The following is a 26,265-nucleotide window of genomic DNA, read 5'->3' on the forward strand; positions in this document are numbered from 1 at the left end:
AGGAGCCGGCCCACTCATCGCCAGGTGGCCCCGGAGGTGCCGCCGGCGAGCCGCATCCCCCTGGGGTCGCGCACGAAACCGGCCTCATGCAGGAGGTCGCTCACGGCCGGCGACAGCGCGGTGACCCCGTTGAGGGACTCCACCACCGTGCGGCGCCTGACCGCCGCTGCCCCCTGGCGCGCGAACATCGCCTGCCTGTCGGCCGCCAGCGCGGTCAGGGCGCGTGCCAGCTCCTCGCGCGCGGACGTGTAGGAGATGAGGACCTTGAGGTTCTCTGAGGCGTAGAGCACCGGGGCGCCACCCAGCACGACGACGCTCGCCCCCTGGCGCCGGACCGGCGGGCCACTCGTCTCCTCACCGTGGCCCCCGGCCGACTCGCCGAGGCCAGCAGGTAGCACCGGCTCGGGCCACGGCACCCCACGCCCGACGAGACAGGCCGGGTCCTTGAGATCGAGCACGACCGGCGTCTCCGCCGCGCCGCCGGGGCCGTGGGTGAGGGACCGCAGCCGCTCGACGCTCTCCCGCTCGGCGAACTGCGCCGGCCCCAAGCCTTCAATGAAACTGCCACGCAGAACCACCCCGGTCTCCTCCATGCGCCGCAGCACCGGCATGAGCGGCCCGAGCCCTCCCGCGCCGCCGAAGGTCAGGGCGAGGTCGCGGCAGACGACCCCGTAGCGGTCCAGCAGCGACTCCACCTCCGCGATCGCCCGCTCCTCATCGCCCGCCGAGGTGGAAGACAGCCTCACCCAGGAGGTGGAGGCCACCACGGAGGACAGCCGCCCGGCCACCGTCACCTCCCCGGCGCTCGGCATCCCCATCATGAGGCGACGGCCCCGGCGGCTGCGCACTCGCCGTGAGGGCGGGGCAGTGCGCGTCCCGGCCGCGGGCACCAGTGCCCGGCGCACCGGTTCGAAGGAGCGGCCCGTGGCGGCCCCCTCACGAACCAGCCTCCAGAGCTCCTCCTCAGTGACTCCCGTCTCCCGGCCCTCCGCTGCCTCCGGCTCACCCAGCGCGATCGCCTCCCCAGCGACCGGCGCCAGGGCGGAGTCCGTGGGGAAGAAGGCGATCTCGCCTGGAGCGGGGACGTCCGCGGCCCCGCTCCTCACCCGGGCCGCACCGGACCGGGACGCGGCGTTGCCGATGGGTCGCGCCTGCCAGACGACCTCCCCGGTGGCGATGAGCTCATCGAGCATGGCCGGCCGGTAGTCGGCCACGCGCGCGGGCAGCACCACTGACTCCCACAGACCGGCCGGCAGCCACACACCCTCCAACGCCGCCAGGGCCTCTGCCAGGGTGTCCACGCCGCTGCCCGGCTCATCCAGGCCCGCCCGCTCCAGCACGAGACGCTGGAGAGCCGTGGGTGGCACTGGTGCGACGGTGGCCCGCGCCCGGTCCAGGGAGCGGTGGCGCACCCGGGCGAGGATCGCCGGCTCCATCCATCCCGCCGCACCCAGGTCCACGAGGGAACCGTCCCCGGCCAGCTCGGCTAGGGCTCCCTCCGCTACTGCCGTCCCCAGCCCGAAGGCCTGCGCCACGCGCTGCGGCGTCACGGTCGTGTGGGTGCGCGCGTAGCGCAGAAGCAGGTCTTTCAGCGGCGAGCGGGCCGCTGCCTTCCGCTCGACCGCGACACCGGCCGTGGCCCGCTCCAGCGCCCAGTCGGGGACCTCAGCCCCCAGGGCCCGCCGCAGAGCCGGGGCGTCCTCGACCCGGGCCCACAGCTCCCGCCCGCCGACCCTCACCGCGGCGGCTCGGCGAGACCTGGCCAGCTCGGCGAGCGCTCGATCGACCGTCTGCTCGACCTTGCGCTTGTCCCCGCGTTCGAAGCCGTCGCTGGCCCCGACTGCGCCGTCGCCTTGCCCGTCCTCCCCCGGCTCCCGCCCGCCGACGTCGGTGCACCGCGCAGCCAGCTCGGCCGCGCTCAACGGGCCCAGCTCACGCAGAAGATCAGCGATCCCCTCGGCGTTGGCGCGCACCCGCCTGCCGGGGGCCAGGTGCTGGAGCTCGGCCTCCACCTGAGCCAGGACCTCGTCGTCGAGCAGCTCCGCGACGCCACCGTCGCCCAGCAGGGCGTCGAGCGCCTTGGGGTCCAGGGAGAGCAGCTGGGCCCGGCGCTCGGCGTGGGGCAGGTCCTCCTGGTAGATCAGAGTGCTCGCGTACCCGAACAGCAGCGGGTGGGCGAAGGGTGACGGCTCACTGGTGACGGCCTCGACGACGCGCACCCGGCCGGAGGCGAGGCGCTCCATGAGGTCGGTGAGCGCGGGCAGGTCGTAGTACTGCTGGAGGCACTCGCGCGCCGCCTCCACGCTGACGGGGAAGTCCTGGAACTGGCGGGAGGCCTCGAGCAGCTGTCCGGCTTTGACCCGCTGCAGCCACAACGGCGTGCGGCGCCCCGGGCGGGCGGCGGGCATGAGCAGGGCGCGGGCGGCGCACTCGCGGAACCGGGCCGCGAACAGTGCCGTCGTCTCGATCCGGCTGCGCACCAGGGAGGAGATCTCCGCGGTGTCGAAGGTGATGAGCCCGGCCCCCGGGAGGTCGCCCTCAACCGGTGGGATCTGCAGGACGATGCCGTCGTCGGCCACGATGGTCTGCGGGCGCACTCCCAGCACCTGGTGCACCCGCTCCCGGATCGCCATCGCCCAGGGCTCGTGGACGCACCGACCCAGCGTGCTGTGGACGATGATCCGCCAGCTGCCGGACTCGTCCTCATAGCGCTCCAGGACCAGGGTCTCATCGGTCGGCAGGGCGCCGGTGGCTCGGTACTGCTCGCGCAGCAGCGCCAGCAGGTTGCTGCGGGCATGGTCATCCAGTCCCGCCTCCGTGAGCCGGCGCCGCAGCGACCGCTCGCCCTCCGACTCCCCGGCTCCCGCCTTCGCCAGCAAGGAGGCCTGAGCCTCACGCAGGAAGACGCCCTTGGCGAGCCCGGTGGCCGCCGGCCTCCCCAGCCCCTCGCCCTTCCAGAACGGCAGGCGGGCGCTGCGCCCCTCGGCCGGGTCGACGACGACGCGGTCCCCCGTGATCTGGCGGATCCGCCAGCTCGACGTCCCCAGCGTGATGATGTCGCCCGGGCTGGACTCGTGCACCATCTCCTCGTCGAGCTCCCCGACCCGCCGCCGCCCGGCATCCTGCGCCCCCTCGGGCAGGACGACGGGGAACATGCCCCGGTCCGGGATCGTTCCCGAGGAGGCCACCGCCAGCCGCTGCGTGCTGGGGCGGGCACTGAGCTCACCGGTGGCGCGGTCCCACACGATCCGCGGCGAGAAGTCCGCCAGATCCGCCGAGACAAAGCCGCCGGCCAGCAGCTCCAGGACCGAGTCGAAGGCCGGGCGCGGCAGCGAGGCGTAGGGGGCCGCCCGCCTGACGGTGGTGAACCAGGCCTCGGCCGTCAGCCCCTCCGCCACACTCACCGCGGCGACCGTCTGCTGGGCCAGCACGTCCAGAGCGTTGGACACCAGCTCGGTGCGCTCGATCGCCCCGGCACGCATCCCCTCGGCGGCGACGACGGCGTCCACCAGGTGAGTGCGCTCCACGGGGTAGATGACGCCGCGCGGCCGCCCGCCCACCCGGTGGTCGGCGCGCCCCACCCGCTGCAGGCCTGCAGCGACCGACGGGGGCGGCGCCACCTGGAGCACGAGGTCGACCGAGCCGATGTCGATGCCGAGCTCGAGGGAGGCCGTGGCCACCACGCACCTCAGCTCCCCCGCGGCCAGCTCCCGCTCCACGCCCAGACGCTGCTCCTTGGAGACCGACCCGTGGTGTGCCTTGGCGATCACCGGGGCGCCCGCCGCCAGGGGCTCGGTGTGCGAACCGGTTCCCATCTCCCAGGACTCCCGGTGAACCGGCGCCTGCGGCGCTGGCGCCACCGCCCCGAGACGCGCGGCATAGGCCTCGTTGAGGTGCGCGGTGAGCCGCTCGCAGGCGCCCCGGGAGTTGACGAAGACCAGCGTCGTGCGGTGGGCCAGGACCTGGTCGAGGATCGCGTTCTCAAGGTGCGGCCAGATCGAGGCCGACACCCGGGCGGGCACCCCCGCACCGGGCCCGTCAGTCCGCCCCGCCGCCATGGCCCGGCCCAGCGCCTTATCGGAGCGCCAGGCCTGCGAGGACCCTGCCCGCCCGATCCCGGAGGGCCGGGAGCCGCGGCCGCCGCCCGCGCTCGCGGGGGCTGCCAGGGCCCGTTCCATCCGGGTGCGCCGGTCCGAGATCGCCGGGATGCGGGCCATGTTCTTCACCGGCACGGACACTGTGACCTCCGGTGTCGCCCGGCCGTCGTCGGAGATGATCGTCACCGGGTGCGGCCCGCCGAGGAAGCGGGCGACCTCCTCCGGCGGTGAGACGGTGGCGGACAGGCCGATGCGCTGCGCCGGCCGCCCCAGGAGGTCATCGAGGCGCTCCAGGGACACGGCCAGGTGCGTGCCGCGCTTGGAACCGGCGAAGGAGTGGATCTCGTCGACGATGACCGTCTCCACCGTCCGCAGCGTCTCCCGCACGGCGCTGGTGAGCATGAGATAGAGCGACTCCGGCGTTGTGATGAGGATGCTGGGCGGGTGGTTGCGCAGCCGACGACGCTCCCGCGCGGGCGTGTCCCCCGAGCGCACCCCCACCGAGATCGGGCGGGTGGGGCCGACGGCGCGGATTCCCGCCAGCGGCCGGCGCAGGTTGCGCTCCACGTCGGCTCCCAGCGCCTTGAGCGGGGAGATGTAGAGGACCCTCACGCCGTCGGTCCCGCCCTGCGCGCCCCCTGGCGCCGCCGCGTTCCCCTGCTCCTCCGCGGCCGGCTCCTGTCCCAGGCGGTCGATGGCGGACAGGAAGGACGCGAGCGTCTTGCCCGAGCCAGTGGGGGCGATGACCAGGGCGTTCTCACCCCGGCCGATCGTGGCCCAGGCCCGCTCCTGCACCGGGGTGGGACCGGTGGGGAAGGCGTCGAGGAACCAGATGCGGGTGGCCGAGGAGAATCCCTCCCAGCCCGGCTCGCGCGGACCTGCCGCGGCGGCCGGGTCCTCTGCTGCCTCGGTCACGGCCATCACCTCCTCCCATCCGGTCTCACCGACCATCCTTCCACGAGGGTGTGACAGTAATTCCGGGGTCTCAGCGATGGGGCGAGCGCCGGCGGCAACGATGACGACAGCGCTCAGTTTCGCTCAGCGCTTGATGATCTGGAAGAATGCCGCCGTGAGCACACGTACCCCGACGAAGTCCTCATCTTCGTCCTCGCCCAGTCAGGTCTCTCGACTGGATCGGTTCTTCCAGATCACTGAACGCGGTTCGAGCATCTCCCGAGAGATCCGTGGCGGCATCGTCACCTTCTTCTCGATGAGCTACATCCTCGTCCTCAACCCCGCGATCCTGTCCAAGGCGAGCCCCCCGGGAACCGAGGCCCAGCTCGCCGCAGGCACCGCCTTCGTCGCCGCAGTCATGACGATCCTCATGGGCGTCGTCGCCAACTACCCGATGGCCCTGGCCGCGGGCCTGGGGATCAACGCGATGGTCGCCTACACCCTCGTGGGTACCCAGGGCATGACCTACGCCGACGCCATGGGCCTCATTGTCATCGAGGGCATCATCATCCTCGTCCTGGTACTCACCGGCTTCCGGGAGGCCGTCTTCAAGGCCGTCCCCGACCAGCTCAAGACCGCGATCTCGGTGGGCATCGGCCTGTTCATCGCGCTCATCGGCTTGGTGGACGCCAAGATGGTGCGCCGCGGCGGCACCCCCCTGGAGCTGGGCCTGGGCGGCTCCCTCCAGGGCTGGCCAGTCCTCGTCTTCCTCTTCGGGCTCTTCCTCATGGTGGTGCTCCACGTGCGCAAGGTCCGCGGCGCCATCCTCATCGGCATCGCCTCGGCCACGGTCCTGGCTATCATCATCGACGCCGTCACCCACCTGGGTCCCTACAACGACGAGACGATGCCCGGTCCCGACAACCTCACCGGCTGGTCCCTGTCCGAGCCGCGCCTGGACGGCCTTCCGGTGGACCTGCCGAGCCTGTCGACGCTGGGCCACTTCAGCCTGCTGGGCAGTGTGCACAAGGTCGGGATCGTCTCGGTGATCCTCCTGGTCTTCTCCCTGCTGCTGGCCGACTTCTTCGACACGATGGGCACCATGGTCGCCATCGGCGCCGAGGGTGACCTGCTCGACGAGCACGGCAACCCGCCCAAGACGCGCGAGATCCTCGTCGTCGACTCCCTGGCCGCCATCGCCGGTGGTGTCGGGGGCGTCTCCTCCAACACCTCCTACGTGGAGTCCGCCGCGGGCGTGGGGGAGGGGGCCCGCACGGGCCTGGCCTCCGTGGTCACGGGCTGCATGTTCGCCCTGTCCATGTTCTTCGCGCCGCTGGTCAAGATGGTCCCCTACGAGGCTGCCACCCCGGCGCTCGTTGTGGTCGGTTTCCTCATGATGATGCAGGTGACCGATATCGACTGGAAGTCCCCGGAGATCGCCCTGCCGGCCTTCCTGACCATCATCATGATGCCCTTCTCCTACTCGATCACCAACGGGATCGGGGCCGGCTTCGTGTCCTACCTGGTCATCGAGGTGGCTCAGGGACGGGCGCGGAAGATCCACCCGCTCATGTGGGTGGCCTGCGCGATGTTCGTTGTCTACTTCACCCTCGCTCCGATTAAGGCGATCCTCGGGGTCTCCTGACGAGGGTTGGCGGCCTCCGGCGGGAGCGCCGGAGGCCGTCCCTCATTGGGTGATGACGGTGTAAGTGTCCATATCTGCAGCAAAGGCTGTGAACGGCTTCGTTCCTTCGGATGCAAACCGCATGATTCCGCGGTTCCTGCTGGTGAGGTGAGCGGCGTTGAGTCCCCTTTGCTGCAGATATGGACACTCGGCGCCTGTGGGCGGCATTCCGCTCCTCTTCACCTGTGCCTCATGCCCCTGGCCAAGGGGGCGTTTCACGTGTTTCGGAGGTCGACGAGGGGCGGAGTCGGCGGTTCTGTCTGTTGACTGAAGCGTGCCGCGCGCAGCGGTCGGGTGTTCACCATTGGTTGAGGATGGTGGGGTAGGTGTCGGGGGTGCCGAAGGTGAAGATGGCGCCGTTGGCCACGGGAGCGGTTCGGGTGGCTAGTTGGGTGGCGCGTTGGTAGTGGGGTGAGTCGGAGGCGAAGAACATCTTCCAGCCTGGGATGTAGTTGTAGGGCTCTGGGGTGGGGCTAAGCGGGTGGTCCTTGCGGGTCAGGGCTCCGATGATGTTGGGGGCGAAGATGCTGGCGGTGGTGTGCATGAGAGCATCGGCCAGGTCCTCGCTGGCGTCCAGGGCGACCCCGAGAGCCCCTCTGATCATGAGTCCGATGCTGGCGTCTCCGGGGTTGGGCGTGTTGAAGTACAGCTCGAGCTTGCTGCCCTGGTTGACCTGTCCGGAGAAGGCCGGTGCCAGGCCGAAGTCTGGGAAGTCGGAGATGGCTTGTACGCCGTGGATGTAGTGGAGGAGGTAGTCCTGGGTGATGGGTGGGGCCTGTTCGGCTTCCTGGGGGCTGTCGGCGGTGGGGCGCCACAGGTCCAGGGAGGGGTGCAGGGGCCTGACCCGTTGGATCCACTCCCACACCCGACGCCCCTCCGATACCGGGTCGCCAAGCGCCCGCCAGTCAAATACGAGACTCCATTCCATAATCGTGCTTCCTTCCCTCGTGGTGCTGATTGACTGAGATGTTAGTTAGGTGGCGTGTAGAAGAGCTCGATCTCGATAGGAAACTTTCCGAACTTCTGTCGATTGAAGAGCTCGTCGAAGGTTTCTTTTTCTGCGATGTGCCATTGGATGGGGGTGTCGGCGCCGGTGGCTCGCACGGCCTCGACCTGCTCCTTGGCTGTGTCGATGAGTCCTTTCTTGACGCGTTTCACTTCTCCTGTCACTGGGTCGGTCCTGTAAGTGCTCTTTGGTTCGTTTGACCAGGTGCCTTTGATGGGGTTGGCGTAGCCGGGGCCTTTGGCGTCGATGAGGGCGAAGCCGTCGTAGCCGTCGAACTCGACGCCGTTGACGATGTAGGACTGTTCGATGGGGACTCTGGTGACCTGCTCCTCGTAGAGTTGGGAGCGGGCGGAGCCGTAGTTCTTCCCGTTGCCCCACAGGCCGGGGCCGCCGTCGGATCGTCCGGGTCGGGGGGTGCGCAGTCCGGGGTGGTGGAGGCCGTTGCGAGGGCTCCATTCCTGGAGCCTGACGGCGCCGGTCTCGTCGTGGACGAGTCTGCGGCGTGCGTTTCGGACGTATTGGCGCCATGCGGTTCGGTCGGTGCGCCACAGGTAGGAGGCGTACTTGGCCTCGCGGGTGGCGGCGTAGGCGCCGCGGGCCATTTGCCCGCCCATGGCGCTGGCGGCTCCGCCGCCGACCGTGGTCAAGGCGGTGGCCGCCAGGTCCAGGGCGATCTCGGCTGGGGTGTGGGTGGACAGGTAGCGGGCCACCGTGCCCCGTGGGTCGCGCATAAGGGCCGCCGCCCCGCGAGCGGCCCCGAACACGGTGGCTACGCCCATGCCGACCTCGAAGGCCAGGCCGAGCGTGCCCCCGGACAGGAGGATGATGGCCCCGGCCAGAAGCATCAGCCCCAGCTTCTGCTCCCAGCTCAGCGACTCCCACGCCGCCCCCAGCGCATCAAGAATCCCCGCCAACCAGTACGGCTGTCCTTCGCCCAGACCATCGGCCATGCTCCGCGTGAGACCGGGAACCATGGCAATGACGAGCACACCGGCCGCGACCGCGCACAGCCCTGCGAGCCGCACCCTCCACCACTGTTCCGGCGCCGGATCCAGCTCGGCGCGCGCTGCCTCCTCCCGTGCGATCCGCAGTTTCGCGGGAGTTGTCAGCAGCAGCCTCGGCTCGCGGAACGCGGCCGCCTCCATGAGCGTCATCCACGCCCACCGCCACTCGATCCCGACGACGGAGACCAGGCAGGCGCCGTCGGCCAGGAAACGCCCGAAGGCATTGCGTGGCACTCCAGCCCAGACGCGCCACCGCCACGGGCCCCAGCGGTTCGCGTAGTTGTCGCTCTCAAGAGCGCTCACGTAACCGCCGCCCCACAGTGTGCGGCTATCGATGACCCAGGCCAGAGCCATCATCAGCAGAAGAATGCCGCCGCGTCCGTGCCCGTAGTTGGTCAGCGATGCCGTCACCTCGATGGGCCACGACGGCGCCTCTCCTCCCGTCCACAACCACAGTACGTAGTCGGAGGCGTTGCGTCCCATGTGGTCGACCACCGCCACCCACCATGTCCAGGAGGGCACCAGGATGCCGAGGCCCTGCAACGCGGCCCTGTATCCACCGCGATGCACCCGACCACGGCGCCACAGGGCGATCCCCAGCCCGATCGCCCCGGCCACCAGCCCAGTGACGACCGCGTGCCCGGCGTAGACGAAGACGTCGCCAGAGGCACCCGACAACGGGATCAGCGAGTAGGTCGAGGCGCCGTTGCACTTCAGCTGTCTCACCCCGCCCTCGGGGCAGAGGAGACGGTCAAGGAAACTGCTTCCGTGACCGGTTAGGAGCATGATGCGGCGGGTAACCTCCTCGACCGCCTCGAAGGCGGCGCCCGCCGCCACTCCGAGAACGATCCAGTCGCTCACCAGGAAACGGCGCACCCGCCCCGGAGCCACCAAAGCGAGAACTGCAAGCGGCGTGAGCTTGAGAACCTCCTCCACCACGGAGGCGACCACTAGGGAGGCAGACGCGTCTGAGGGGGTGACGCCGGCGGCGCTGCAGACCCACAAGCTCACCATGCCGATCAGCAGCGCCAAGGGCATCCCGGTGGCGAACACTCCCGACGTCAGTGCCCAGGAAACGGTCTTGGCCCGGGCCAGAGCGAACCAGCACACCACCAGCCACAGGCACCCGACCCAGGCCCCCAGCGCGGTGCGGACCGTCGGCGAGACCACCACTGCCACGAGAACCACCAGCAGCGCGAACCAGGTCGCAACGGCCCGCACTCGGCGCAGCGCCAGGAAGATGCGGGACCGCGACGTACGGTCTCGCAGCCGCTCCCACCACTCCCGCTTGGGCGAGGGTGCGTCTGCCCCCGGTCCGGCTGCGGGCCCCGGCCTCGGTGCCGCAGCGGTCGTCATGGTCGCAGTGCTCGGTTGAACAGGCGTCGTTGCAGGCTGAGGCGACCGGGCGGTCCCCTGGGCGGGCCTCGGTACGGAAGCTCTGCTGGAGACTGGCATGCGGCCATAAGCGGCCGCCTTCGCTCGGTCGACCGAATGATCGTCAGGCGGTACTACCCCATAGGTCGTGGCTGGAGCACCCCCGTGGGGCGTGGACGACATGACCCCGTATGTCGCCGTGGGGACGTAGCCGTAGCCCGATGCCGATTCTCCCGACGTCGTACGCCTCTCCTGCTCCGTCCGGCTCGGCCGGCGCCGGGCTGCCGGCCAGATCCGGGGAGGCTCCATCCGAGGAGACTCTTCGGGGCTCGATTCCGGCACATAGCCATAGCCGTCACCGCTCACCGTTCGCGCCTCTCCAGGAACACCGTCTGCTGCCGTAACCATTTTGTGACTTTTGAGTGACTGGCACGGTGGTTCCGGTGTCTTTGATGTCTTCGGTGCCGCGGAGGCGATGGGGCACGTCCAACAGAATCGTTGGTACGCCTGGGGCTAGTCTTCTCAGGCAGGGCGTCTGTCGCCCGCCTCGTACCCGTCGGCACCACCCCTGACACTCCTCAGCCCGCCCCACGTCGTCACCACGTCAGGACATGACCCGCATGACCTCACCGCGCCGCCCCGGCGGTGGCATCTTCGCCTCCTTGAGATTCCACAACTACCGGATCTGGTTCCTGTCCGCCCTCGTGGCCAACACCGGGACCTGGATGCAGCGCGTGGCTCAGGACTGGCTGGTGCTGCGCGTCCTCACTGACGACTCCGCCTCCGCCACCGGCCTGACCACGGCCCTGCAGTTCCTTCCGATGCTGCTGCTGTCCGCCCACGCCGGCCTCGTCGCCGACCGGGTCGACCAGCGCAAGTTCCTCATCCTCACCCAGAGCGCCATGGGCCTGGTCTCCGCCGTCCTCGCCGTTGACGTCCTGGCCGGCACCGCCCACCTGTGGCACGTCTACCTGGCCGCCTTCCTCACCGGCGTCGCCGCCGCCTATGACGCCCCCGCCCGCCAGACCTTCGTGGCCCGGATGGTGCCCGCCGAGCACCTGTCCAACGCCGTGGGCCTCAACTCGGCCTCCTTCAACGCCGCCCGCCTCCTGGGGCCGGCCCTCGCCGGCGTCGTCATCACCTGGGTCGGCGCCGGCTGGGTCTTCGCCGTCAACGCCGCCACCTTCGTCTTCCCGGCCGTGGCACTGGTCGCCATGCGCGTGAGCGAGCTGGTGGACATGCCGCGCGCCCGCCGCGCCGCCGGCCAGCTCCGCGAGGGCCTGACCTACCTGCGCGGCCGCACCGACCTCGTCGTCATCATCGCCGTGGTCGCCGTCGTCTCCATGCTCACCCTCAACTTCCAGGTCACCATGGCCGCGATGGTGCGCACCGTCTTCCACCTGGAGTCCGATGCCTACGGCACCGTCTCCTCGGTCTTCGCCGTCGGCTCCCTCTCCGGTGCCCTGTGGGCGGCCCGACGTCGTAACCCGCGCCCCCGCACCGTCGTGCTGGCGGCCCTCGCCCTGGGGGTGTTCACCCTCCTGCTGGCCATCATGCCCACCTACCCGACCTTCATGGTCATGACGATCCCGGTGGGCCTGTGCGTCCTGACCCTCTTGACCAGCGCCAACCAGACCGTGCAGATGACCACCGAGCCCTCCATGCGCGGGCGGGTTCTGAGTATCTACATGATGTTCTTCCTGGGGTCGACGCCGCTCGGTTCCCCGCTCATCGGCTGGGTCGCCGACACCTGGGGGCCGCGCATGGCGATCGCGGTCGGTGGTCTGAGCGCTGTCCTCACCGCGCTGGTCGCCGCCGCCTGGAGCTACAGGCACTGGAACCTGTCCCTGCACTACTCCTCCACCCGCCCCTACCTTCGGGCTGCACCGAAGTCGCCAACACCACCGACGCCGCCGCAGACCCCGCAGCAGACCCGCGCTGACGACGCCGACTAGCGCCGACCGACACCCACCGGACGCCGCTTCACACCGCACGACCGGACCGCACCGGGTACCGAACGAGTAATACGTACGCTACCCGTGGCGCATCTCCCTGACACTGGGGAGTCCTCCCCAGCCGAGGATCGGCGCGCTTTCAGGTGGTACTGGCCCACATCACAGGGTGACGCCTATCCTGGCGAGGAACGCGGTTCGGTGAGCGAGCCCTTCCGAAGGCATCGAATGTCCGCGGTAACCCACCTCAAGCAGGAGCCCACCCCATGACCGAGCTGATCGACACCACCGAGATGTACCTCAAGACCGTCTATGAGCTTGAGGAGGACGGCGTTCCCCCGCTGCGTGCCCGCATCGTCGAGCGTCTCGATCACTCGGGTCCCACGGTATCCCAGACGGTGGCGCGCATGGAGCGTGACGGCCTCATCAAGGTCGCCGAGGACCGCTCCCTGGAGCTCACTGATGAGGGCCGCAGGCGTGCCACCGACGTGATCCGCAAGCACCGGCTCGCTGAAAGACTGCTGCTGGACGTCATCGGCATCGAGCGCCGATTCGTCCACGACGAGGCCTGCCGCTGGGAGCACGTCATGAGCGAGCAGGTCGAGGAGCGCCTCGCCGACATTCTCGACGACGTCTCCACCGACCCCTTCGGCAACCCCGTCCCGCCGCGGACCGCGGAGCACCCGCGACCCTCCGCCGATGAGGTCAGTGTGGACCGCTTCGCCGGACGCGACACCGTCACGGCCGTCATCAGCCGCATCGGGGAGCCGATCCAGGCCGACGCGGAGCTCCTCGCCGGCCTCGAGGACGCGCAGATCGTCGCCGGGGCCGAGGTGGAGCTGCGTGTCAGTGCCGGTGGAGTGAGGCTCGTCGGGTCCTCCGGTGATCCCGTCGTCCTGGCCGACGACGTCGCCCGCCACCTCTTCGTGCGGCGCTGAGCGCCGACGCTCGACCTGTCTGTCAACCCCCTCAAGAAACCCTGAAAACACCCTGTGCAGGCAGAGGGTTCAAGGGTGTTGTCTGTCTCAGGAAGTGAGATGCGTGGGGTCCGCCTCGGTGACGGTGTGACAGCCGTCCGAACTCCCTCGCTGTGGGGTCCCATAGTTGCTGGGACAGAGGGCCTATGGTGGGGTTCCGTCGAGGTCCATGCAATTTTTCCGCGTCATCTCGCGCTTTTCCGGTTCTTGTTGCGAGCGCGCCGATGGACTGAGGTCCCTGGGGCAATATGGATAAAAGCGAGAAGTGCTTCATAGTGCTTCGGCTCACAAGAGTGTGTGACAACTGGCCGTGACGAAGCGTGGGTCTGTCATGTAGCGTTCAGGTCGTTGCCGCAGACAACCGTCTCGGTGATGTCTCGGATCGGGGCTTAGTCCTGCCGCTCGGTCTGAGGCTCGTGGAACCAACAACTCAAGTGGCAGGAACGGGGGAACCAACTACCGGTCGCCCAGGCGAACAGCCGAAGCGGCCTTGGGGTGAAGCCCGCATCTGCGGGCCGGACGTCTCCAGTCCGAACCCGACAGCTCACCTCGTCGGCTCAACAGGAGAAAGCATTCATGTCCTCACGCACCACCGCACGTCACCGCAAAGCCACCCGCGCCCTTACCCCACTGGATGACTTTGCTCCCACCGCGCGCCGCGGTCTGGCTGTCGCCGCTTCGTCCGGCCTCGCCCTGACCATGATGGCTTCGGGAGCCAACGCCGCCGGCCACACCGAGGTCACCTCCTCCGGCACCATCGAGGCTTCCGGCGTGACCCCCGGGGTCGGCATCTTCGCCGCCAACGCTCGCGAGGCCCTGGCCGCCCGCCAGCAGGTCACCATGTCTCAGGTCAACTGGGTCACCGAGGCTGCTCCTGAGGTGGAGGCTGTCGCCCCCGCCCCTGCGGCTCCTCAGGCGCCCGCCGCTCCCGAGGCCCCCGCTGCCCAGGCCGAGCAGACCTCCTCCGAGGCCGCCGCCCCGGCTGCTGCTGACCAGGGCACTGACTCCGCTGCTGCCGACACGCAGGCCGCTCAGGCCACCCCGGCCGCTGCGCCCGCCAGCACCTCCAACTCCTCTGTCGTGGCCATCGCCATGCAGTACGTCGGTGCCCCCTACGTGTGGGGCGCCTCTGGCCCGAGCGCCTTCGACTGCTCCGGCTTCACGCAGTACGTGTACGCCCAGGTCGGCATCAGCCTGCCCCGTACCTCCTCCGAGCAGGCCGTGTCCGGCACCCCGGTGTCCGCCGCTGAGGCCCAGCCCGGCGACCTCGTCACCTGGCCCGGCCACGTCGGCATCTACGCCGGTGACGGCAAGGTCATCGACGCCGGCAGCGAGGACACCGGTGTGGTCTACCGCGATCTCTGGGACTCCCCGAGCTTCGTCCGCGTCGGCTGATACCAGACGCTGAAGTCTTCACCGTGAGGGGTGAGTGCCATCAGGCGCTCACCCCTCACGGCGTGTCAGGAGGGTGGGAGCCGGTCGATGCCGGTCACTGCCGGTCAACGGGGCGTCTCAAGGGAGCAAAACGAGGACAAGCCCTTCATGTGGTGGTCCCCACACCCCTTTTCGGGGCAGAATGTTCCTAGGGTCGTAGACCGTGATCTCGAGAAAGGGCAGATCCCATGACTGATGACAATGTCGTCCTCGTTGGAGTCGATGGTTCACCGGAGTCCCTGGCGGCAGTGGACTGGGCTGTGGCGCGGGCTGAGTGCCAGGGCTGGCGCGTCCACATCCTGTGCGCCTACTCCCTGCCCTCCTTCACCACCGCCTCTCTCGACGGCGGCTACGCGGCGCTCGATGACTCGGCCATCAGGTCCGGCGCCCAGGCCGTCATCGATGAGGCTGTCGAGCGCGTCAAGAAGTCCGGCGTCGCCGTCACCTCCTCCCTGGAGACCGGGGACCCGGCAGGGGTCCTCGTCGACCTCTCCGAGGAGGCGACGCTGGCCGTCGTCGGCACCCGGGGCGGTGGCGGCTTCGCCGACCGGCTCCTGGGAACCGTCTCCTCGGCCCTTCCTGCGCACAGCCACTGCCCGGCCGTCGTCGTGCCCCAGCACAACGAGGGAGCCGACTACACGCCGGTACGCCGCATCGTCGTCGGGGTCGACGGCTCCTCCTCGGCACGCCGGGCCCTCAAATGGGCCGTGACCGAGGCTGAGGCGTGGGGCGCCGAGCTCACCGCCATCGCCGCCGTCCCGATGGCCTCCGGGGCCGGGGCGCTGGCCTGGCTGCCAGCCGCGGTCGACCGCGAGCAGGTCCTGGCCGACGTCCGCTCCGGACTCGACCGTGCCATCAATGAGGCCCTCGAGGGCCACGAGGGCGTCACGGTGCGCCGCCACGCCCTGGACGGCAATCCGGCCGAGCTCCTGGCCGAGTTCTCCACCGCCGTGGACCTCATCGTCGTCGGCTCGCGTGGGCGCGGGGGCTTCTCCGGTCTCCTGCTGGGCTCCACCAGCCAGGCCGTCCTGTCCCACGCCTCCTGCCCTGTGCTGGTCGCGCCGACGCACCAAGCCAAGGGGGAGCGGCGCACCTCGCGCACCTCCACCCCGTGGGGCCGGGCCTGAGGCCCCACTCGCTGCGGCGAGCCCATCGCTGCTCGCCGCGGCGCCACCCCGCGGCCCGTGTGGTCATGGGTGGGGCGATCCGCTGGTAGTCTTCCCTCCAGGCCCTCGTAGCTCAGGGGATAGAGCACCGCTCTCCTAAAGCGGGTGTCGTTGGTTCGAATCCAATCGAGGGCACTGACACCTTTCCGCGTCATCGCGGGAGTCAGCACCTCACCCGGTTCTGGCGCTCCCTCCCTTCATATCGGATCGCGTGTGCCATACGTATGTGGACACTGGTTTTCGCCTGGAATCTCAGGGTTTTGCGCTGCGCTCGTCCAGCATGGTGACCAGTCGGCGCTCCTCGTCAGTGCTCACTAGGTGCAGGTATGCCCCTGTGGTAGTGACGGAGGCGTGACCCAACCAGGCGCTGACAGTCGCTACGTCGACGCCCTTGCGCAGCCACTCGCATGCTGCTGTGTGGCGAAGATCATGGATTCGACGGCCGCCGCTGATCTCGTCCCACCGCACCGACCGTCTCATGTTGCTGCGGTTGAGCGGACCGCCCCGCGGGGAGGTAAACACAATGTCGTCTGGCTTCAGGCCACGCAGGCGCCGGCTGATGATGAGCGCAGGGCGTTGCATGAGCGGGACCTTCCGGACCTTCCCGCTCTTGGGGGCCTTCTCCGGGAATCCGTCGCTAGCACTTCGCCTCACGCGCAGCGCGGTGGCGATGCCATCGTCGTCGATCACGACGTCGCGGGCACGTAGGGCCCTGAGCTCACCCCACCGCAGGCCCGTGTAGGCCAGCACGATAATCACGTCCCCGTACGGGCCTTCTGGTGCCATCGTCTCGACCTCCCGCCACGAGAACGGGTTAGTTGCTGCCCCGATGGCATTGGTTCTCGGGATCCTGATGCCCCGGACGGGGTTGCGGTCGACGACAGCAAGTCCCTCGAGCCACGAGAAAAAGGCAGCCACTGTAATCAGTGCCCGCTGTTTTGTTCCCGGGCTGCCATTGATTGACTTGATCAAACGAGAAATCACTTGAGGATTGACATCGCAGACACGATGGGCGCGCAGCCACGCGGGCAGTGACGCGCATACCCCTTCGTCTCGTTGCAGCGTCGACGCAGCAACAACCTCACGGCGGTGCTCCAGGAAAAGCGGCAGCCACTCCTGAACTTTTTTAACCGCGCCGACGACGTCGATTCCTGCGGCCAGCTGACGTTTCATGCGTCGTTCCCAAGCGCGCGCATCAACCGGATTGTCGAATGTTCGCGTAGCGATCGCAGTTCCGCCGTCGTAAATGTAAGCACGCCATTTGCTGCCAGCTTTTGCGACCGTCATTCGTCCGTGCTTTCTGGGATGAAAGTGTGGATATTCTCTGCAATGAGGAGAATCTGCTCAGAAAGATCGTCACAGTACTGGGCATACACTCTTTCGTGCTCCATCTCGTCAGCCACTGCATCGCGCTCGTCGGTGCAGACCTTGTCCTGCATGAGCTGGAGCTCGATCTCGGCAGCGATGTCGGCGGCACGCAGAGCCTCGTCGCGCACGGCACTGGCCCTGAGGCGGAGCTGCGCCGCCACGAAGTTGGACACTCCCCCAGGGAGGTTAGCGGCCTGCTTTCTGACCTCAGTAGACGACAAGCGCCGGGTTCTCTTCATCATTCCTGTCCCCTGGTGCTGACGGCAGTCCATTGAGCGTGGCATCATCCACCCAGAAAGCTCTCACACGCTGGGGCTTATTTGGGGTAGTCAGCTTCCCGTCCTGCTCCACCATTGTGATGGCATATGCCGCTCCGGGCATTCCCTTCAACTCTTTTTCGGGCTTAATCCCACCCTCCCACTCTTCGCGGTTAACCAGCATAAGCGAGTCGGCGACTCCGCTGGCCGCCATGATGATCCGTGAAGTGAAAAGGTCACGAGCTCGTAGTGCGTCTTTTCTTGGGTCCTGGAGTGCGGCAACGACAGAGATCGATGCGGCTCGACCTCGAGTCAGAATTGCGCGCAGGCTCTTGTCAACGCTCTTCTCTTCCTTTGTGGAATCCGCCGCATATGTGAGCATAGCCGCCTCATCAATCATCACCACGATCCCCGGATAGGCCGGGCAGAGTTCGGCATTCCTCACTTTGTCACAACGCATCAGCTCCAGGCGGTCATCGAGTAGGGCATTGATCTCGGTGAGCAAATCAGCCGCCTCCGCGTAGGTGCGTGCCCGTTTTTCGAAGATCTGTTTGTAGGCTTCCTGCTCGACTCCGCCTTTCAGGTCGATACCATACATTTTGATGCGACGCGCTTGAATCTGAGGAGTCATCCCTACGGCGATACCACCTAGTACGCTGCCCTTCCCGGCGCCAGTCATGCCAACGATTAGGGTATGGCCGCCAATGATCGGGATCGTCCACTGCTCGCCGGCCTCGGTGATCCCCACCAGCGCCGACCCCACTGGAGTGCCGGCCGCATCAGCCACCGGATACTCTCTAACCTCAGCGAGCGGATCCGGACCCACGACGACAGTGAGGACCACTCCGGCAGCGTCATCGGGAGATGACTCGGCCGTGACGGGTGCGCCCAGCGCGGATCCCAGCCGCTCCGCCGCTTTGGCCGTCTCAGCGGGAGACATGCTCGGCAACGAGCGAATAGTGACCTCGAGACCGCGGGGCACACGATGAATTGCTGTGACTTCGGGAACGTAGAGGTCCTCAACGATGTCGTCGCCGATCAGCGCATGATGGCGAACTCGGCGCTCCAGACCGGCAGCAGAGCACGCCGAGATCCAACGCAGCTCCCGCAGATTCCGTAGGACGCGATCGACATCATCGCGCCTCCAGTACGCGACGATCGCCACCCAGCTTGACCACGGCATCTCACCCGGGCGGAGCGTGGTGCGAATGGGCACACGGTGCCAAGCCAGCCACGACGCAAACGCGCACGCCATGACGACAACCACCGCAATGAGAGCGAACGTCCACCGATTCCGCTCCGCAGCGATGAACCCCCAGACAGAGAGTGTCGTGAGGATGGCGGTGACTGTGGTTGCTATAGCCACCGTTAGTTGGCGCTCCCACCGGCGGAGCATCGGGCCACGACGACGGACGCGGCGCCGCCCGGCATCTGGCTGATCAAAATCTGCTGCGGTGCGCATCAGCGACCGCCCTTCCCGCTTGCGGAGTCGTCTGCGAGGAGCTCAACCTTCGGCTTCGAGGGTGTGGACGTCGCAGGGTTTGGAACCTCTATGAGCCTGTCGCAGGTAATGGCCTGGCGCGTCTCAGCGCGATCTCCGAACGACGTCACGGCGTACTGAGTGACCCACACGCGGCCATCCATCTTATAGAAGTGACCGTACTTGTAGTTGCCTCGCTCGATGACCGAGATCGTGGTTCGCGTGTCAGGTCCGCCCCAGCGACTCGGGCCGACCACGCCGGTCGCGTACGTCGGTTCGCCAGATGGGGCGAGCTTCGGTGCGCCATCCCGCATGCGCGGCCTGACGTCCTCCGCGGTCAAATCCGTGCCCATGCCGGCAAAAATGGCGTCGGAGAACTGGGCTGAGTCGTACTGAACATCGGACAGATCAAGCATGACGAGTTCCTAAACGTATGGAAAACGGAAATCGGCACACAAAAAAGTGCACCACTGGTCGATGTCGTCAAAAGTAACCCCCTTCGAAACGGCCGTCAAATTTCTCGAAGACTCCGTACCCACCCCTTCATGCACATAAATTGCTAACCAAATATGTGTATAGGCGGGTCGGCTCGGATGGAAGATTTCGCTGAATAACAACGATTCTTGGTTGTGCCACGATCGGATGTCATTCCACTGGCGTCCTTTAGTGGCAATCTAAAGCCATAATGTGACGTTACTCACACATGGTGATTCGGTGGCGTCCCGATCATGGGCGACCAGGAACGCGAGAGTTGCCGAGCTGGCTGTGAGACGATGGCAGCCAGAGCGATAGCCGCCGCCAGGGTGCTGGCTGATGCGGAGACTCGGCCCGACTAACTCGTTGAGACACCGGAGGCGCTTGCTTCAGCCCAGGCCACTCTCGCGGAGACGCGGCGGGCGCTCGTCAATGCGACGCTGTATGCAGCAGTGAGTATGGGGAGAGCTGCGGTTGTCGCAAGATGATCGGTGGAGACGGTGTAGTCGTGGCGGAAAGACGCCAAAGAATCAGATTGACCGTAACTTCTCTCTACAGGATCAAGGGGGCCGCCGAAGGCGGCCCCGGTTGGCGGCGCGCTCCTCGCGTCGCGCGCCGCCAACCCACTAACGTGCTTGTGCCCTGCATCGTGAAATGCGGGACACGGATCGAAAGAACCGCAACATCACACCGAGAAACCTGGCATGCCACGAGATGCCGCCCCCGTACCACATCGGCACCAGCGCAGCGATGATGAGGCACCGCCGCGGGCCGGAGGGTAGGCGGGCCTGATGAAGCGTGCCCGAGCGCACACGCGTGACCAGGACAGAATCGCGCAGCAGCCAGTGATAGCGGCGAGACGCCCACCGCCATCCTCAACGACAGTCGGCACCGTCGCGCTGCTGGTCATCCATGGCCGGATGATCCGACCCCAACAGTGCGGAAATCACCAGCCAGAAAGCCATCAAGGTACCGCCTACCGGAGCCACCATTCTCTAAGCAACTCTGGTCGCCACCGAGGCCGCAACAGTCATCGCACTCACCCGCCGTCGAGCAAGATGCCCGACCCGGGGTCCGGAGGAGCCCAAGCCAACGCGGTACCAGGATCGCGCTCGATCTCACCGCGGATACGTCGCGCGTCCCGCGACCAGGACGTGGCCGATGCGTGCCGCCACACAACACTGTCGCCCAGTACGGAGCCTCGCGCCCGTGAGCAGTAGTCCTGTCTACGCCGACGGCAACGCGTGAGACTCAAACGATCAGGGCTCCAGTCCCGCGACGTGCTGAAAACCCTTCCGTGCCAACCGAATGAGCGGTGTCCGCCGCCACGACACCGATAGGAGCGCTGCAACCGCGAGTTGTGTGCCTCGCAGCACCGGCGATGACGAGCGCCATCCGCTCCGCCGCCAGGACGACCGCACCGCCAGGCATGTGCAGCCTGACTCATCCGTCGAATGTGACTGCGCCGGGCAATCTCATCAGGTGACGGGGTACATGGCATCTCCTCGTCATCGCCGTCAGAGCCGGCAGCAACTACGTCCTTGAGAACGTAATTGATGACCTTCGACATATAGCCCGAGGCTCTATAAGCCTGCTGCTCCGAGCCAATCACGTCGGCGCGGAGCTGAGCACCCCATCGCAGAGCCCGGCCCGACGGAGAGGAGGTGGACACGCCTGCGCAAATCCTCTCCAGAGTCGATGCGCGCTGAGAGCCAGTCTCGGACCAGAGGAACCGCCGGTCCGCCCCGGTAACGCCGAGATCGATCTCAGACACCGACGGCGGCAGCGAGATCAAGACATGGAAATGGATCAAACCGCGGCTCTGCCACTCCGCGACCCGAACATACGATAACCGAGCCGAAGAGGTGCCCGTCACCCGGGCCAGCCAGTCCGACAGCGCGTCCGTGGTACGCGTGAAAAGACGTGGAGCACATCCGTTGAAGTCGACCGCGCCGCTGTAGTCGTATGAGGCGAGGTCAATAGGGACGCCACGCAAAGGCGAGTCATGACGATGGCGCCGACCGCACCGGCACAGCGGCGGAGCACCCGAGGTCGGCGACTTCGGCACCCGGTGGACCTCCCCGAACGAAGGCGCGGTCAGAGTCAACAGCACGAACTTCTCACCGGCATCAACCCGAGCCCGAAGACCGCTGTACACGACTGCTCTGACGTCGCCTCTATACAGACGTGCACAAGACGGACACGACAGCACCGAACGTGACCCACAACGGATACCAACGACGCCAGACCGTCCCGATGCCTCGTCGTCGTAGCGCATCGGGACGGGGTGCCGACACGGCAGACGCGCAAGCAAAGCCTCGTCCTGCGCGGCGAGATCAGTATCACCCTCTAGCCTCGCTCTAACCATCTCCTCCAGCACCGGGCCAGCCAGGCGATCAGCCTCCGAGAGATCCCCGGCCCCCAGCGCCCTAAGAAGGTTCATATGCGCTTCCGAACCGGTCGCTGACACAGACGTCATGTAAACTGCGCCCGAACTCCTAAAGCGGGTGTCGTTGGTTCGAATCCAATCGAGGGCACTGACACCACCGGGTCAGTTCGGCAGGCTTCGCCGCCCGACGGACCCGATCGATTCCACCCGGTGTCCCTGCACGCCGGTGGCAGGCGCACTGCGCGTCGGCTGATGCCGGCCGGCAGATACCGGTGCTGGCGGGCGCCGGCCGACGCCGGCCCATGGGGCGTGCCACGCCGCGGTGCGTCTCCACGCCCAAGGGTCGATCGGCCTATATCTTGAGCATATGACGCCTTCGTTCTTCTCCTTCGGCCGCAAACGGCGCGATGCTGCCCTGCGGGAGGATGAACGCAAGGGTGCCCGATCCTCGGCCGGCTCGGATCAAACCGCGAGCCGACAGCGTTTCGCCGCGGATCTGGGGGCTGTGGCCGCCGCACCGCGCCAGCCCGAGCCCGCCCCCGCACCGGAGCCTCCCGCTCCTGCTCGCCCCGCGCCCGCACCGCCGCTGAGCGCGGCGGACGTCGAGCGGCGCGAACGCATTGACACGGCCCTGTCCACCTGGCGCAGCCAGCTCGTGGACCTGGGGGGCGTGGCCAGCCTGGACGACATCTCCCTGCTCGACGGCGTCGTCGACCTCACCGCCGCCCACCCCTCCGGCCTGGCCCAGCTCTACGCCGGCCGCCCCACCAACCTGTCCAGCATCGTGCGCGAGCGCAACGCCCTGGGCGAGGCCCGCCAGTCCCTGCGCGAGGTCTCGGCGCGCACCGACGTGCTGGCCCGCCAGTTCGGCGTCGCCCCGGTCTACCTGGCCATCGGGGTGGCCACCTGGAACGAGACGGTCCCCGAGGACGGCGAGGAGGACGGCAGCATCCACCTGGCCGACGGCGCCTCACCGGAGGCGGACCTGACCGCCCAGATCCCGCACGTCGAGCGCATCGCTGCCGAGCACGCCGCCCGCAACGCCCTGGCCGCCGCCGGACTGACCGTCCCCGAGGCCCCCTCGGCCCCGCGCGTGCGCACGGTCAACGCCCCGGTCCTGCTGCGCCCCGTGCGCCTGACCACCGCCACCGCGGACGCCACCCTCACCCTGGACCCCACCATCGAGGTCAACCCGGTCCTCACCCGCGCCCTGCGCCGCTACCAGTGCACCACCGACATCGGGGACATCGCCCGCGCCGCCCTGTCCTCGGCGGGCTTCACGCCGCGTGCGGCTCTGGCCCGCATCGGTGCCCTGGGCCGGCAGTTCCTGCCCGGCTTCGAGATTCACGAGCGCCTCGTCGTCGGCGCCTTCGTCCACCCCGGCCAGGCCCTGGTGGAGGACTTCGACGCCGTCCTGGAGCGCTCGCGCACCTCCGCCCTGGTTGCAGCCATCGCCGGGGACGAGGGGGCCCGCGAGGCCCTCAGCGTCGAGCTTCCCCCCGCCGTCCCCACCGACCGGGTCCCCGGCGCCGAGCGCGGCGTGGGCGACCTGGAGCCCGCCCAGCTCGACGTCATCGAGGCGGTGGGCACCGGGGCGAGCTTCCTCATCGACGCGCCCCCCGGCTCCGACGTCGCCGGCACCCTGGCCGCCGTCTTCGCCGACGCCGCCGCCTCCGGGCGCACCGTCCTGCACGTGCCCGCCACCAGCGCCGACGGACACGCCGTCGCGGCCGCCCTGCGCGAGGAGGGCCTGGGCTCCATGGTCCTGGACCTCACCGAGGACGCCGCCTGGCGCCAGCACGCCTCCGAGGGAATCCGCGAGAGCCTGGGCGTCCAGCCGCCCCAGCTCGACGTCGCCGGGATCATTGCCTCACGCGACCGCCTCACCTCGGTCCGCTCCCGCCTGGACCGCTACGTGCGCGCCCTGCACCGGCCCCGCGAGCCCTGGTCGGTCTCCGCCTACGAGGCGCTGCAGAAGCTCGCCGAGCTCACCAGCCGGCGCGACCGCGCAACCACCCGGGCCCGCATCGACGCCGAGCACCTGGGTCGCCTCGATGAGGACGGTCGGGAGCAGGCCCTGACCCTCCTGCGCCGCGGGCACACCCTGGGGCTGTTCACCCCGGAGGTCTCCTCCAGCGCCTGGAACGGGATCCCGGTGGAGGACATGGACGAGGCCACCGACGCGCTCGTCCACCTGCGCGCCCTGGCCAACGACCTGCTGCCCACCATCCAGGAGCACACGGCCGTGGTCGCCCGCACCACCGGCCTGAGCCGGGCCCGCAACCTGGGCCAGTGGATCGAGCAGCTCGACATGTTCGACGGCGTGCGCGAGTCCCTGGACGTCTTCCTGCCCGAGGTCTTCGAGCGCTCCGCCGCCGACATGGTCATCGCCACCGCCTCCAAGCGCTGGCGCGACGAGCGGGGCATCCACATGGATGGCTCGCGGCGCCGGCGCTTCACCCGGCAAGCCAATGACCTGGTGCGTCCGGGCCGTGTCGTCGATGACCTGCACGCCGAGCTGGTCAAGGTCCAGCGCCGCCGTGAGGTGTGGCGCCGCCACGACCCCGACGGCGGCTGGCCCCGCCTGCCCCAGGGCCTGGACGAGATGCGGCGCACCGCCGGCCGGGCCCGCGGCGCCGTGACCGAGGTGCAGCCGCTGCTGGGGCGCGCCCAGGACTCCCCGGTGCTCATGGAGATGCCCCTGGAGGATCTCCTGGAGCTGGCCCGCTCCCTGGCTGCTGACGACCTCACCGCCCAGAAGCTCCCCGAGGTCAACCGCATCCGCACCGAGCTCGAGACCCTGGGGCTGAACGACTTTGTGGCCGACATGGCTGTCCGCGGCGTCGAGGCCGACCAGCTCGAGCCCGAGCTCACCTACTGCTGGTGGTCCTCCCTGCTGGCGCAGACCCTCGCCGCCGACCCCGACCTGGGCGGTCTCGACGCGCGCGCCCTGTCCCACATGGCCGTCTCGCTGCGCGAGCTCGACGCCGCCCACACGCGCTCCCTGTCGGGCCCCGTGGCCCAGGCCTGCGCCCGGCGGGTACGGGCCGCCGTCGAGCAGGACAAGGCCGACGCGCGCGCCCTGTATATCGCCCTGGCCCGTGAGGACGGCGTCCCGCTGCGGGAGATCATCGACGCCCACCCCATGGCCCTGCTGGCCCGGCCGATCTGGATCGTCCCGCCCACGCTCGTGCCCCAGATCTTCTCGCCCACCGCGGTGGTGGACCTGGCTGTGTTGGACGCCTCCACGCCCATGCCCGTCCCGCAGGTGCTGCCCGCCTTCGTGCGCGCCGAGCAGGTGCTCGTCGTCGGTGACTCCCGGCGTGCCACGACCGGCCTGGCCGCAGAGCTCGGCCCGCTCCTGCCCTCGCGGACTCTGCCGACCGCCCGCAACAGCCTCGACGCCGGCATCGCCTCCTTCCTGGCGGCCAACGGCTACGAGGGGGTCGTCGAGGCCGTGCCCTCCCCGCCGGGGGACACCTCCCTGACCCTGGAGCTCGTGGACGGGCGGGGCATGCCGGCCCCCGGGCAGACGGCGGTCGAGACAGTGGAGGCCGAGGTCTCCCGCGTCGTCGACATGGTCATCGACCGCGCCCTGACCCGTCCCGAGGAGTCCCTGGCCGTCATCGCCCTCAACCGGCTGCACGCCGACGCTCTGCGCTCGGCCATCACCCGGGCGGCCGCCGGCGCCCCCGCACTGGAGGAGTTCTTCGCCCCCGGGGCGGCAGAGCCCTTCACCGTCGTCGAGCTGGCCGAGGCCCGCGCCCTGCAGCGCGACCACATCATCATCTCGGTGGGTTACGCCAAGACCCCGCACGGGCGCACCATCCACAACTTCGGGCCCGTCTCGGACCACAGCGGCATGGTGGGGCTCGTCGAGGCCCTGTGCGCCTCGCGGGGCAGCACCCAGGTGGTCTCCTGCCTGGCGGCCGCAGACATTGACCGCGACCGGCTGCGCGCCCCTGGGGCCCGCCTGCTGCGTGAGGTCCTGGCCCGGGCCGAGGACTCCTCCCAGTCCGGCAACTCCGCCGGCAAGGTGCCCGACCGGCTCCTGGTGGACCTGGCCGAGCACCTGTGGCGCAAGGGCCTGTCGGTCGTGCCCCGCTACGGGACCGACGGCGGCGTGCGCATCCCGCTGGCCATCGGCCACCCCGACTACCCCGACGAGCTGCTCGTGGCGGTCCTGACCGACGACGTCGATTACATCTCCGAGCCCAGCCTGCGCCGGCGCGACCGGCACCGCGTCGAGCGCCTTGAGCGGCGCGGGTGGCGCGTCCACATGGCCTTCTCCGCCGGGGTGTTCGTGGACCCGGAGGCCGAGGCGAAAGCCGTCGAAGAGCTCGTCCTGGCCGTCCTGGTCGAGCGTCAGGGCGAGGCTGCCCCGGACATGGAGGCCGTGCCCGAGCGCGTTGACGACGCGGTGCGCGCCGTCCCCGAGGCGCCCGAGCCCGAGGCCACCGAGGCCCACGAGCGCACCGAGCGCCCCCGCATCGCCCAGGGGCTGCCGCTGCAGGCCTACTCCGACGACCAGCTCGATGACCTCATGGCCTGGATCCGCTCCGACGGCGTGGGCCGCTCCGAGGCAGGGGAAGTCGAGGAGCTGCGGTCCGCTCTGGCGCTGCGTCGCCGCGGATCGGGGATCGACGCGGTCCTGGCCAACGCCGTGCGGCGCACCCGCTGAAGCCGCCCGAGCGGTACTGGATGACGCA

The 26,265-nt window shown here is 68.8% G+C and carries 14 protein-coding genes, 1 tRNA gene and 1 riboswitch; of the genes, 7 read left to right on the forward strand and 8 right to left on the reverse strand.

The annotated features are described in order from the left end of the window. Positions 1-14: 14 nt before the first annotated feature. Positions 15-5,018, reverse strand: a complete 5,004-nt coding sequence (locus tag FK267_RS02745; protein ID WP_232622502.1) for a DEAD/DEAH box helicase — start codon at positions 5,016-5,018, stop codon at positions 15-17. Between the two features lie 94 nt (positions 5,019-5,112). Between FK267_RS02745 and FK267_RS02750 the strand changes: the two genes are divergently transcribed. Beyond that, positions 5,113-6,636, forward strand: a complete 1,524-nt coding sequence (locus tag FK267_RS02750; RefSeq protein WP_141406177.1) for an NCS2 family permease — start codon at positions 5,113-5,115, stop codon at positions 6,634-6,636. Positions 6,637-6,973: 337 nt separating this feature from the next. Here FK267_RS02750 and FK267_RS02755 read toward each other — a convergent pair whose 3' ends face one another. Continuing rightward, complete coding sequence (locus FK267_RS02755; RefSeq protein WP_141406178.1) at positions 6,974-7,603, reverse strand: hypothetical protein; 630 nt, start codon at positions 7,601-7,603, stop codon at positions 6,974-6,976. A 41-nt stretch (positions 7,604-7,644) separates the two neighbouring features. Then, a complete protein-coding gene (locus FK267_RS02760) occupies positions 7,645-10,041 on the reverse strand; it encodes a Tox-REase-5 domain-containing protein (protein WP_141406180.1) in 2,397 nt (798 codons plus the stop codon). A gap of 629 nt (positions 10,042-10,670) precedes the next feature. Between FK267_RS02760 and FK267_RS02765 the strand changes: the two genes are divergently transcribed. The 5 genes from FK267_RS02765 to FK267_RS02785 all read left to right on the forward strand — a co-directional run bounded on the left by FK267_RS02765 (position 10,671) and on the right by FK267_RS02785 (position 15,723). Beyond that, positions 10,671-12,014, forward strand: coding sequence for an MFS transporter (locus FK267_RS02765; RefSeq protein WP_178389510.1), 1,344 nt, complete (start codon positions 10,671-10,673; stop codon positions 12,012-12,014). A 263-nt stretch (positions 12,015-12,277) separates the two neighbouring features. Next, entirely contained in the window at positions 12,278-12,949 is a 672-nt protein-coding gene (locus FK267_RS02770; protein ID WP_003788968.1) for a metal-dependent transcriptional regulator, read from the forward strand. Positions 12,950-13,398: 449 nt separating this feature from the next. After that, positions 13,399-13,561, forward strand: a riboswitch (cyclic di-AMP (ydaO/yuaA leader). 3 nt (positions 13,562-13,564) lie between these two features. Continuing rightward, a complete protein-coding gene (locus FK267_RS02775; RefSeq protein ID WP_003788969.1) occupies positions 13,565-14,383 on the forward strand; it encodes a C40 family peptidase in 819 nt (272 codons plus the stop codon). 227 nt (positions 14,384-14,610) lie between these two features. Further along, positions 14,611-15,549, forward strand: coding sequence for a universal stress protein (locus tag FK267_RS02780; protein WP_003788970.1), 939 nt, complete (start codon positions 14,611-14,613; stop codon positions 15,547-15,549). Positions 15,550-15,650: 101 nt separating this feature from the next. Continuing rightward, positions 15,651-15,723 (forward strand) — tRNA-Arg (locus FK267_RS02785). Positions 15,724-15,840: 117 nt separating this feature from the next. Here the strand turns inward: FK267_RS02785 and FK267_RS02790 are convergent. The 5 genes from FK267_RS02790 to FK267_RS13820 form a co-directional block, all read right to left on the reverse strand. Then, positions 15,841-16,875, reverse strand: a complete 1,035-nt coding sequence (locus FK267_RS02790; protein WP_141406182.1) for a tyrosine-type recombinase/integrase — start codon at positions 16,873-16,875, stop codon at positions 15,841-15,843. Further along, entirely contained in the window at positions 16,872-17,129 is a 258-nt protein-coding gene (locus tag FK267_RS02795; RefSeq protein ID WP_141406183.1) for a hypothetical protein, read from the reverse strand. The genes FK267_RS02790 and FK267_RS02795 overlap by 4 nt, the downstream gene beginning before the upstream one ends. Positions 17,130-17,163: 34 nt before the next feature. Beyond that, on the reverse strand, positions 17,164-18,579 hold the full coding sequence (locus tag FK267_RS02800; RefSeq protein WP_170198569.1) for a type IV secretory system conjugative DNA transfer family protein: 1,416 nt from the start codon (positions 18,577-18,579) through the stop codon (positions 17,164-17,166). Positions 18,580-18,674: 95 nt separating this feature from the next. After that, the gene (locus tag FK267_RS02805) at positions 18,675-19,109 is read right to left on the reverse strand and encodes a hypothetical protein (protein ID WP_141406186.1); all 435 of its coding nucleotides are present in this window, start codon (positions 19,107-19,109) and stop codon (positions 18,675-18,677) included. A 1,097-nt stretch (positions 19,110-20,206) separates the two neighbouring features. Beyond that, a complete protein-coding gene (locus FK267_RS13820; RefSeq protein ID WP_408626783.1) occupies positions 20,207-21,646 on the reverse strand; it encodes a replication initiator in 1,440 nt (479 codons plus the stop codon). Between the two features lie 277 nt (positions 21,647-21,923). On the opposite strand from FK267_RS13820, the gene FK267_RS02810 reads away from it, so the two are divergent. Then, a complete protein-coding gene (locus FK267_RS02810; protein WP_141406188.1) occupies positions 21,924-26,237 on the forward strand; it encodes a DNA helicase in 4,314 nt (1,437 codons plus the stop codon). Positions 26,238-26,265 lie beyond the last annotated feature (28 nt).

Source organism: Actinomyces oris (assembly GCF_006546825.1).
GTDB lineage: Bacteria > Actinomycetota > Actinomycetes > Actinomycetales > Actinomycetaceae > Actinomyces > Actinomyces oris.

Excerpts from the sequence above, each read along its gene's own strand:
- FK267_RS02745 (WP_232622502.1), bottom strand. The coding sequence starts at position 5,018 with ATGGCCGTGACCGAGGCAGCAGAGGACCCGGCCGCCGCGGCAGGTCCG.
- FK267_RS02750 (WP_141406177.1), top strand. The coding sequence starts at position 5,113 with ATGACGACAGCGCTCAGTTTCGCTCAGCGCTTGATGATCTGGAAGAAT.
- FK267_RS02755 (WP_141406178.1), bottom strand. The coding sequence starts at position 7,603 with ATGGAATGGAGTCTCGTATTTGACTGGCGGGCGCTTGGCGACCCGGTA.
- FK267_RS02760 (WP_141406180.1), bottom strand. The coding sequence starts at position 10,041 with ATGACGACCGCTGCGGCACCGAGGCCGGGGCCCGCAGCCGGACCGGGG.
- FK267_RS02765 (WP_178389510.1), top strand. The coding sequence starts at position 10,671 with ATGACCCGCATGACCTCACCGCGCCGCCCCGGCGGTGGCATCTTCGCC.
- FK267_RS02770 (WP_003788968.1), top strand. The coding sequence starts at position 12,278 with ATGACCGAGCTGATCGACACCACCGAGATGTACCTCAAGACCGTCTAT.
- FK267_RS02775 (WP_003788969.1), top strand. The coding sequence starts at position 13,565 with ATGTCCTCACGCACCACCGCACGTCACCGCAAAGCCACCCGCGCCCTT.
- FK267_RS02780 (WP_003788970.1), top strand. The coding sequence starts at position 14,611 with ATGACTGATGACAATGTCGTCCTCGTTGGAGTCGATGGTTCACCGGAG.
- FK267_RS02790 (WP_141406182.1), bottom strand. The coding sequence starts at position 16,875 with ATGACGGTCGCAAAAGCTGGCAGCAAATGGCGTGCTTACATTTACGAC.
- FK267_RS02805 (WP_141406186.1), bottom strand. The coding sequence starts at position 19,109 with ATGCTTGATCTGTCCGATGTTCAGTACGACTCAGCCCAGTTCTCCGAC.
- FK267_RS13820 (WP_408626783.1), bottom strand. The coding sequence starts at position 21,646 with ATGACGTCTGTGTCAGCGACCGGTTCGGAAGCGCATATGAACCTTCTT.
- FK267_RS02810 (WP_141406188.1), top strand. The coding sequence starts at position 21,924 with ATGACGCCTTCGTTCTTCTCCTTCGGCCGCAAACGGCGCGATGCTGCC.